Here is an 8,948-nt window from a genome sequence, read left to right on the forward strand (position 1 = left end):
AATTTAAGGTATATAAATTTATTTTTTATAACTTGTGTTGGGATTTAATAGTAATGATTAAAATCTTAAATCATGAAAAAGTTTGTTTTTTTCTTTGTAATAGTAATAACGGGTTTGTTAAGTTTACCTGTATTTTCTCAAATGCAAAATGAGCCAACTGCTTTAGGTTTGCCAGGAGATAATCTAAATCTTTATGCCGTATTAGACGTTTTTCAAAAATCAAAAACATTGGAGGAATTTGAAAGAGTACTAAACAGCAGAGATTCGAATATAAATAATCTTGATTTGAATAATGACAACGCCATCGATTATATTGAAGTGGTTAGTGACAAAGAAGGAAGTTCGTATTCTATTGTGCTACGTGTAGCGATTAACAACTATCAATATCAGGATGTTGCTGTCATCGAGGTCAATAAAGGCAATTCTGGAAGGATTATTGTCCAAATTATCGGTGATGAAGAACTGTACGGGGAAAATTATATTGTAGAGCCTTATTATTCAGAAACTAGAAATCCAGGTTACAGAGGTAATGAAAATGTAATTATTAATAATTATGATAATGGTATCTTTTATGCTGATTATTGGCCAATAGTAATTCAATTGTATTCTCCAACATTCAGACTTTACATTTCGCCATGGCGTTGGGGATTTTATCCGTCATACTGGAGCCCGTGGACTCCTATTTTTTATCATAATTACTGGAGATATCATTATCATTATTATAGAAATCGCCCCTATCGTAGAACTGTTTATCTGTGGGATCCAATTCATTATTTGTATTATTCAGCAAGACGAAATCATTCAGATATAGTGCGAAGAAACCGAATAAGAGGTACTTATAATCGCGTTTACGATGGACGAGCGTATAGAAGATCGGAAGTGCCTGATCGTGCATTTGACAGACCGCTAAATAGAGAAAACCGTCCCACAATGCCAAGGATGAATCCAAGAGGAACTCCGGATAACAGAGGTAATCGCCCTGAAGTACCTTTAAATCGTAGAGGTATACGCGAAAATCAGTCTGATAATCGACAAGGTAATCCGTCAAACCCAGGTCAATCAGAGCAACAGAGAAATACACCTAGAGTGCCACTTAATCGTCTTCCTTTTCAACAAAGGGACAGACAACAAGCGCCGCCAAATTCTCGTAACAATCAACAAGAGAGGGCAAATAGAAATTCCGCGGCACCATCTTCGCCCAGAGCAGATAGGCCCGCTCCTGGCCAGGGCAGAGATTGATTCAAGGTATTTGATTTAGTATTAATATTTAAAAAAGGACAGAACGAAAAAGAGACTATGATTTTAGCATAGTCTTTTTTTTTTAAAGTCTTATTCCGGGAGGAAGTAACTCTTTGTAAACTGAATTTTTTTTGAAAAAAACCACTATTTTTGGTAGAATAGGAACGACTTTGAATTTTCGCTCAATTGCGATTCCCATAATATTTTTGAGAAAAGTGGAAATAAATTCCTCATCATCAAAGGATTCTGGAGTGTTTATTTTTGTTAAAAATATTTTTTTTTCCTGAAAAGAGTATTCTACTGAAACTAATCCTTGGTCTGCTAAAGTTTCAAATTGTCGTGCAAAAGTATTGTCTTTAATTTCCATCGTCATATCCGCTTCCATGTTAATAATTAGATTTAATGGTATTTTTACCAAAGGTGTTTTTGATTTGGAGCTTGATTCTGATTTGAAATGTGTCAAAGTCAATAAATTCCATGGCATCTCTTGCCTTCATTCAAGAAAAGATAAGCTCTGTTTTGAAGAAGGCATATCTTGAAGTACTAATAGGTATTGCTACCGTAATTTTCTGTGAAATAATGTTTCTAATAAATCCAAAATGTATTTTTGGGATTATTATTTATTGTCGAAATATTCTATACAAAGGTATTGATTTGATTTTCAATATCAAATAATTTTAGTGTCTATCTTGGCGTAACTCATTCTTTGTCAGTAAATATCGATAATTAGAACATTTGGACAAACTAAATTACTTTTCAACTTTTTATTCCGTTCAGTTAATTTTGCAGTCATAAATTATTGATAATATAAAGGCTTAAATCAGCTTGATTTCAATTAAAAATTTAATTTTATAAAAAATTAGAGATCGTAAACCGGAGCTTTGTATAAAAACGTTAATAGGAATTATGAGTAAAATACCTGTTTATCTAATGCCGGGATTAGCGGCAAGTACTGCAATTTTTGAGCGAATTGCACTTCCTGAGGATACCTTTGAAATTCATTTCTTAGAATGGGAAATTCCGCTTGACAAGGAAACTTTGGCGGACTACGCCAAAAGAATTGCAGCTAAAATTAAACAACCGAATCCAGTTTTGATAGGAGTTTCTTTCGGTGGTATTTTAGTTCAAGAAATGGCGAAATTTATGGATGTTCGAAAAGTAATTATTATTTCGAGTGTGAAAAGTAATCTAGAATTTCCCAGAAGATTGAAAATTGCCAAAACGACCAAAGCCTATAAACTGATTCCAATGAGTTTGATTTTGAATATCGAAAGTCTGGCTAAATTTTCATTTGGGGAAAAAGTGAATCAACGACTGAAATTGTATGAAAGATTTCTTTCTGTTCGGGATATTGGTTATTTAAATTGGGCTGTAGAACAGGTGGTTTTGTGGGACAGAACGGTAGTTGATGAAAGTGTGATTCATATACATGGCGATATGGATGATGTTTTTCCAATAAAAAATATTAAGAATTGTACCGTTGTAAAAGGCGGAACTCATGTTATGATTTTGAATAAATACAAATGGTTGAATGAAAATTTACCAGCTATTATTTTAGATTCAAAGTAGGATGCGGACTGATTATTGTGAAGTTGTTTAAATTAAAAGTAGAAAAGATGGAATTGATAAAAAAAGTTGGAATAATTAGCACCGTGATTTTTGTTAGCGGACTGTTTGTTTTTGCAACCACAGATGAAGCGAAGAATAAAATTGCCAAAGAATCAGTTTCTGATTATTTTCCGGTAAAACTTGATTTTGCTGGAGAAGAAACGCCATTGAAGATATCAGATGTCAAAGAACGTTTAGACAGAGAATTGCTGGTAAATATCAATTTGCATGCAACTACGATTTTGGCCATAAAAAGAGCCAATCGAGCATTTCCGGTAATTGAACCTATTTTGAAAAAGAACGGTATTCCGGATGATTTTAAATATTTGGCAGTAATAGAAAGTGGTTTAGTCAATGTAGTTTCTCCAGCAGGAGCAAGGGGAGTTTGGCAATTCATGCCCGAAACCGCAAAAGAACGTGGAATGGAAGTCAATGAAAATGTGGACCAACGTTATGATTTAGTGAAATCTACGGAAGCGGCTTGTCGTTATTTTTTGAGTGCCAAAGCAAAATTTGGAAGCTGGACCTTGGCAGCAGCTTCTTATAACGGAGGAATGTCGGGTGTGAACAAGCAAATTGACATTCAAAAAGTATCTAATTATTACGATTTGTTGCTTACCGAAGAGACTTCTCGTTATGTTTTTAGGATTTTAGCTTTGAAAGAGATCATGAAAAATCCAGTGAAATATGATTTTAATATACTTCCTGCTGATATGTATGAAAATTTGCCTACGCGAACAATCGAAATTGATAGTTCAATTACAGATTTGGCAACATTTGCTAAAGGACAGGGAATCAATTATAAAATCTTGAAAATACATAATCCTTGGCTTAGAGAAACCAAATTAATAAACGATACAGGAAAAAAATATCAGATTGAAATTCCGTTGAAAGGGTATTAATCTCAAAACAAAAAAAGGGTCAAATGATATACATTTGACCCTTTTTCGATAAGTATAAAAAAATTATATTTTCTTCATTTGTTCTTTCATCATGACAATCTGATCTTTCAACATATTCTGTTTGTCTAATTTTTTGGCTTCATTCAATAGGGTAGTAGCTTCAAGTTTACGACGACGTGTCATTGCAACTCCCGCTAAATTTAATTTGGCTACAGCCAAATCCATATCCATTGATAATCCTAGTTCGATTGCTTTTTTGAAATATTTCTCTGCTTGATTGATATTCGTTTGCGAAAGCATGATTCCGTGTAAGTAATTAAAATATCCTTGTTGTTTTTGTACCAAAGCCGTTTCCGGGGTTTTGATGTAGGCTAACCATTTTTTGGCACCCTCAAAATCCTGTTTTCTTAATTTTAAGAAGGCAAGTAAAATAAATTCGTTTTTGAAGTAAAGAAAAATAGGAATTGCACTCAATAATATAAGGAATATTCCGTTACCGATATTTCCTTCGGTCATTTGCCAAATGCCAGTAGCTATAATAAGTCCGGCGATAATAAGTTTAATATTTCTGTGAAACATAGTGTGATTATTTTAAGATCACAAATATAGTAAAATGAATTGAAAATATTTTTACAAAACTGCTTGCGAGAAAAAAAAGTCTTTGTATATTTGCACTCGGTTTTAGAATAACAGTTATTCGAAATAGGAAGACATATAAATAAGATTTTAAAGATACAAAGCAATGAGCAAAAGAACGTTTCAACCATCGAAAAGAAAAAGAAGAAATAAGCACGGATTTATGGACAGAATGGCTTCTGCGAATGGAAGAAAAGTTCTTGCTAGAAGAAGAGCTAAAGGAAGACATAAATTGACTGTTTCTTGCGAACCAAGACACAAAAAATAATGTTTGTATAAACATAAATAAGGCGTTACTTTTTTTAGTATCGCCTTTTTTTATACCTAATCGTTAAAAAAAGAATAAGGTTTACGGCTAAGGGTTTAAAGTAGAGTAACTTTGATCTGGAAAAAAAATAACTACACAACACAATAATTACAACACAATGCCAAAAGATACATCCATAAAATCAGTTTTAATAATAGGTTCAGGTCCTATTGTTATTGGTCAAGCATGCGAATTTGATTATGCGGGATCACAATCTGCACGTTCTATTCGTGAAGAAGGAATCGAAGTTATCCTGATAAACTCGAATCCAGCCACGATTATGACTGATCCGTCTATGGCTGATCATATTTATTTGAAGCCATTAACTACAAAATCAATCATTGAAATCCTGAAAGCGCATCCTCAAATTGATGCTGTTTTGCCTACAATGGGAGGACAAACCGCTTTGAACTTGTGTCTGGAAGCAGATGAAAAAGGAATTTGGGCAGATTTTGGAGTAAAATTAATCGGGGTTGATGTAAACGCCATTAATATTACCGAAGACAGAGAGCAGTTCAAACAGCTTTTGAAAAAAATCGGAGTGCCATCTGCACCTGCAGAAATATGTACGTCTTATCTTAGAGGAAAAGAAATCGCTCAGGAATTTGGTTTCCCGTTAGTAATCCGTCCTTCGTTTACTCTAGGTGGAACCGGAGCGGCTATTGTTTATAAAAAAGAAGATTTTGATGAACTTTTAACCAGAGGTTTAGAAGCATCACCAATTCACGAAGTCTTAATTGATAAGGCTTTAATGGGTTGGAAAGAATACGAATTGGAACTTTTGAGAGATAAAAACGACAATGTTGTGATTATCTGTTCTATCGAAAATATGGATCCAATGGGAATTCATACCGGAGATTCCATCACGGTTGCGCCAGCAATGACTTTGTCTGACACGACTTTCCAAAAAATGCGTGATTACGCTATTTTGATGATGAGAAGCATCGGAAACTTTGCCGGAGGTTGTAACGTGCAGTTTGCCGTTTCGCCAGACGATAAAGAAGATATTGTAGCGATTGAAATCAATCCTCGTGTGTCTCGTTCTTCTGCTTTGGCATCAAAAGCAACGGGTTATCCTATTGCTAAAATTGCTTCAAAACTGGCTTTGGGATACAACTTAGATGAATTGCAGAATCAAATTACCAAATCAACTTCGGCTTTATTCGAACCAACTTTGGATTATGTGATTGTGAAAATTCCTCGTTGGAACTTTGATAAATTCGAAGGAGCTGACAGAACTTTGGGACTTCAAATGAAATCCGTTGGTGAAGTAATGGGAATTGGACGTTCGTTCCAAGAAGCTTTACACAAAGCGACTCAATCATTGGAAATCAAAGGAAATGGTTTAGGTGCTGACGGAAAAGGGTATAAAAATTACGAACAAATTATCGAGAAACTGACTTTTGCGAGTTGGGATCGTGTTTTTGTGATTTATGATGCTATCGCGATGGGAATTCCATTGAGCCGCATTCATGAAATTACTAAAATCGATATGTGGTTCTTGAAACAATACGAAGAACTTTATACGTTAGAGAAAGAAATTTCAAACTATAAAGTAGAATCTTTGCCAAGAGAATTGTTATTGGAAGCGAAACAAAAAGGTTTTGCCGACAGACAAATCGCGCACATGGTAGGTTGTTTAGAAAGCCAAGTACATACATTGCGTACTACAATGAACATCAATCGTGTGTTCAAATTAGTGGATACTTGCGCGGCGGAGTTCAAAGCAAAAACGCCTTATTATTACTCGACTTTTGAAGCCGAAATAGAAAAAGCAGACGGTACACGTTATGTTGACAACGAAAGTGTTGTTACCGATAAAAAGAAAATAATTGTTCTTGGGTCAGGCCCAAATAGAATTGGACAAGGAATCGAATTTGATTATTCTTGTGTGCATGGTGTTCTTGCCGCCAAAGAATGTGGCTACGAAACCATCATGATCAACTGTAATCCAGAAACGGTTTCGACTGATTTTGATACAGCCGATAAATTGTATTTCGAACCGGTTTTCTGGGAACATATTTACGATATTATCCAACATGAAAAACCAGAAGGGGTAATCGTGCAATTAGGGGGACAAACGGCTCTTAAATTAGCGGAGAAATTATCGAAATACGGTATAAAAATTATAGGAACGAGTTTTGACGCTTTGGATTTAGCCGAGGACAGAGGACGTTTCTCAGAATTGTTAACCGACTTAAAAATTCCTTTCCCACAATTTGGAATTGCCGAAACGGCTGACGAAGCTTCGGCTTTAGCGGATGTTTTGGACTTTCCATTATTGATTCGTCCTTCTTATGTTTTGGGTGGTCAGGGAATGAAAATTGTAATCAACAAACAAGAATTAGAGGAGCACGTTATCAATTTATTGAAAACGATTCCAGGAAATAAATTACTTTTAGACCATTATTTGGATGGTGCGATAGAAGCAGAAGCTGATGCGATTTGCGACGGCGAAAATGTGTACATCATAGGTATTATGGAGCACATTGAACCTTGTGGAGTACACTCTGGTGACAGTAACGCAACTTTACCACCGTTTAACTTAGGAGAATTTGTGATGCAGCAAATAAAAGACCATACCAAAAATATTGCGTTGGCTTTGAGAACCGTTGGTTTAATCAATATTCAGTTTGCGATAAAAGATGATATCGTTTATATCATTGAAGCGAATCCTAGAGCGTCTCGTACGGTTCCTTTTATTGCCAAAGCATATGGAGAAGCTTATGTGAACTATGCGACTAAGGTAATGTTGGGTGAAAAGAAAGTAACTGATTTTGTTTTCAACCCACAGTTGAAAGGATTTGCAATCAAGCAACCAGTTTTCTCTTTCAGCAAGTTCCATAATGTGAACAAAGCTTTAGGACCAGAAATGAAATCAACGGGAGAAAGTATCTTGTTTATTGATGACTTGAAAGATGATCAATTCTACGAATTGTACTCCAGAAGAAAAATGTATTTGAGTAAATGATAACTTGAATTTGTTATATGTAAAAAGCCCCGTTTGGGGCTTTTTTTGTGGGATAGTGTTTGTGGATTATTGTTGCGGGCACAGTTTGCAAAACTGCGCTACCGATTGTGTTATATCAGCTCTATCGGGGAAAGTATCTTGTTTATTGATGACTTGAAAGACGATCAATTCTACGAATTGTACTCCAGAAGAAAAATGTATTTGAGTAAATAAAACTTCTATTTATTGATATTGAAAAAGCCCCGTTTGGGGCTTTTTTTTGTGGGTGTGTGTTTTTTGAAAGGACCACTTGGTCGTATAATATATTTGTACGTACCACCTTTGAAATTTAAAGATAAAAAAAGCCCAAATGTAAAAATGAGCTTTTTGGTTATTAATAGTGCTACTAAACTCTGATTAAAAATCTCGTAGAGGTTTTTGTGTTGTTTTGATCATAGACATCAATAATAATGTAAGTGTCCTTGGTAATACCAGTAATTAGGTAAGAGTAAGGATAGCTGTTTTTATTTTTTGCTGTTGTGTCATCAATGATGAATGGAGCAGTATCCCCTTCTTTTGTAACAATCACCTTTAATAACGAAACTGATGACGTAATTGTTCCAGTAATAGTATATTGTCCATTTACAGCTTTTCCTTCTGCCTGTGTAAATGCAATTGCTGGCGATGATGTTGGTTCGTCTTTACTACAGCTTACAATTGATAGCGCAATAAATAAAAATGCGAGTATTTGTTTCTTGATCATAAAATGATTTTTTAATTGGGGTTGAATTTTCACCTTTTGTTTAAATAAGGATTAGTTGTCAAATGTAGCTAAATATGAATGGTTGAAGTGATTATCTGTGAATTATGAAAATATAACTAATTTTTATATAAATTAATTTTTCAATAATTGGAATAAAAAACAAGTAGATTTATTATGGTTGACTTTTCATGAAACTTACCACTCATATAATTTCGCATTTTTCAGTTACCATTCTTAATAAGTATTCCAAAAAGCATCGCACATTGTTATTGTCATTTTTATTCAGGCAGAAAGAGCTGCGAAATTGATGGCCGAAAGACGATCAGTTCTACGAATTGTACTCTAGAAGAAAAATGTATTTGAGTAAATAAAAACTTCGATTTATTGATATTGAAAAAGCCCCGTTTGGTTTTTTTTTGTGGGATAGTTTTTTGAGTTAGTAGCTTATTGTTGTGGGCACAGTTTGCAAAACTGCCTTTACTTTGTATTTGATAAAAAATATTAAATTTATTCAAAGGAAAACAGAGGTGAACTATCAAAACC

General features: G+C 34.4%; 8 protein-coding genes. 5 read left to right on the plus strand and 3 right to left on the minus strand.

Annotated features, from left to right (window positions below; genetic code table 11):
- Positions 1–72: 72 nt before the first annotated feature.
- Positions 73–1,239, plus strand: a complete 1,167-nt coding sequence (locus tag BUC23_RS13295; RefSeq protein WP_073210225.1) for a hypothetical protein — start codon at positions 73–75, stop codon at positions 1,237–1,239.
- Between the two features lie 82 nt (positions 1,240–1,321).
- Here the strand turns inward: BUC23_RS13295 and BUC23_RS13300 are convergent, their stop codons facing one another.
- A complete protein-coding gene (locus BUC23_RS13300; protein ID WP_073210244.1) occupies positions 1,322–1,606 on the minus strand; it encodes a GNAT family N-acetyltransferase in 285 nt (94 codons plus the stop codon).
- Between the two features lie 539 nt (positions 1,607–2,145).
- Between BUC23_RS13300 and BUC23_RS13305 the strand changes: the two genes are divergently transcribed.
- Together BUC23_RS13305 and BUC23_RS13310 are read left to right on the plus strand one after the other, a co-directional pair.
- Complete coding sequence (locus BUC23_RS13305; protein ID WP_073210227.1) at positions 2,146–2,808, plus strand: alpha/beta hydrolase; 663 nt, start codon at positions 2,146–2,148, stop codon at positions 2,806–2,808.
- A 47-nt stretch (positions 2,809–2,855) separates the two neighbouring features.
- The gene (locus tag BUC23_RS13310; RefSeq protein WP_073210229.1) at positions 2,856–3,749 is read left to right on the plus strand and encodes a lytic transglycosylase domain-containing protein; all 894 of its coding nucleotides are present in this window, start codon (positions 2,856–2,858) and stop codon (positions 3,747–3,749) included.
- Between the two features lie 63 nt (positions 3,750–3,812).
- On the opposite strand, the gene BUC23_RS13315 is transcribed toward BUC23_RS13310, so the two are convergent.
- Positions 3,813–4,328, minus strand: coding sequence for a hypothetical protein (locus BUC23_RS13315; protein ID WP_073210231.1), 516 nt, complete (start codon positions 4,326–4,328; stop codon positions 3,813–3,815).
- A 163-nt stretch (positions 4,329–4,491) separates the two neighbouring features.
- On the opposite strand from BUC23_RS13315, the gene rpmH reads away from it, so the two are divergent.
- Positions 4,492–4,653: a 50S ribosomal protein L34 gene (gene rpmH / locus BUC23_RS13320; protein WP_007136275.1), complete on the plus strand. Its 162-nt coding sequence runs from the start codon at positions 4,492–4,494 to the stop codon at positions 4,651–4,653.
- A 157-nt stretch (positions 4,654–4,810) separates the two neighbouring features.
- On the plus strand, positions 4,811–7,663 hold the full coding sequence (gene carB / locus BUC23_RS13325; RefSeq protein WP_073210233.1) for a carbamoyl-phosphate synthase large subunit: 2,853 nt from the start codon (positions 4,811–4,813) through the stop codon (positions 7,661–7,663).
- A 385-nt stretch (positions 7,664–8,048) separates the two neighbouring features.
- On the opposite strand, the gene BUC23_RS13330 is transcribed toward carB, so the two are convergent.
- Entirely contained in the window at positions 8,049–8,405 is a 357-nt protein-coding gene (locus BUC23_RS13330; protein ID WP_139259881.1) for a hypothetical protein, read from the minus strand.
- Between the last annotated feature and the right edge of the window lie 543 nt (positions 8,406–8,948).

The organism is Flavobacterium xinjiangense, assembly GCF_900142885.1.
Taxonomy (GTDB): domain Bacteria; phylum Bacteroidota; class Bacteroidia; order Flavobacteriales; family Flavobacteriaceae; genus Flavobacterium; species Flavobacterium xinjiangense.

Bases quoted from the DNA above. Each gene is read 5' to 3' on its own strand.
- BUC23_RS13295 (WP_073210225.1), top strand. From the start codon at position 73: ATGAAAAAGTTTGTTTTTTTCTTTGTAATAGTAATAACGGGTTTGTTA.
- BUC23_RS13300 (WP_073210244.1), bottom strand. From the start codon at position 1,606: ATGGAAATTAAAGACAATACTTTTGCACGACAATTTGAAACTTTAGCA.
- BUC23_RS13305 (WP_073210227.1), top strand. From the start codon at position 2,146: ATGAGTAAAATACCTGTTTATCTAATGCCGGGATTAGCGGCAAGTACT.
- BUC23_RS13310 (WP_073210229.1), top strand. From the start codon at position 2,856: ATGGAATTGATAAAAAAAGTTGGAATAATTAGCACCGTGATTTTTGTT.
- BUC23_RS13315 (WP_073210231.1), bottom strand. From the start codon at position 4,328: ATGTTTCACAGAAATATTAAACTTATTATCGCCGGACTTATTATAGCT.
- rpmH (WP_007136275.1), top strand. From the start codon at position 4,492: ATGAGCAAAAGAACGTTTCAACCATCGAAAAGAAAAAGAAGAAATAAG.
- carB (WP_073210233.1), top strand. From the start codon at position 4,811: ATGCCAAAAGATACATCCATAAAATCAGTTTTAATAATAGGTTCAGGT.
- BUC23_RS13330 (WP_139259881.1), bottom strand. From the start codon at position 8,405: ATGATCAAGAAACAAATACTCGCATTTTTATTTATTGCGCTATCAATT.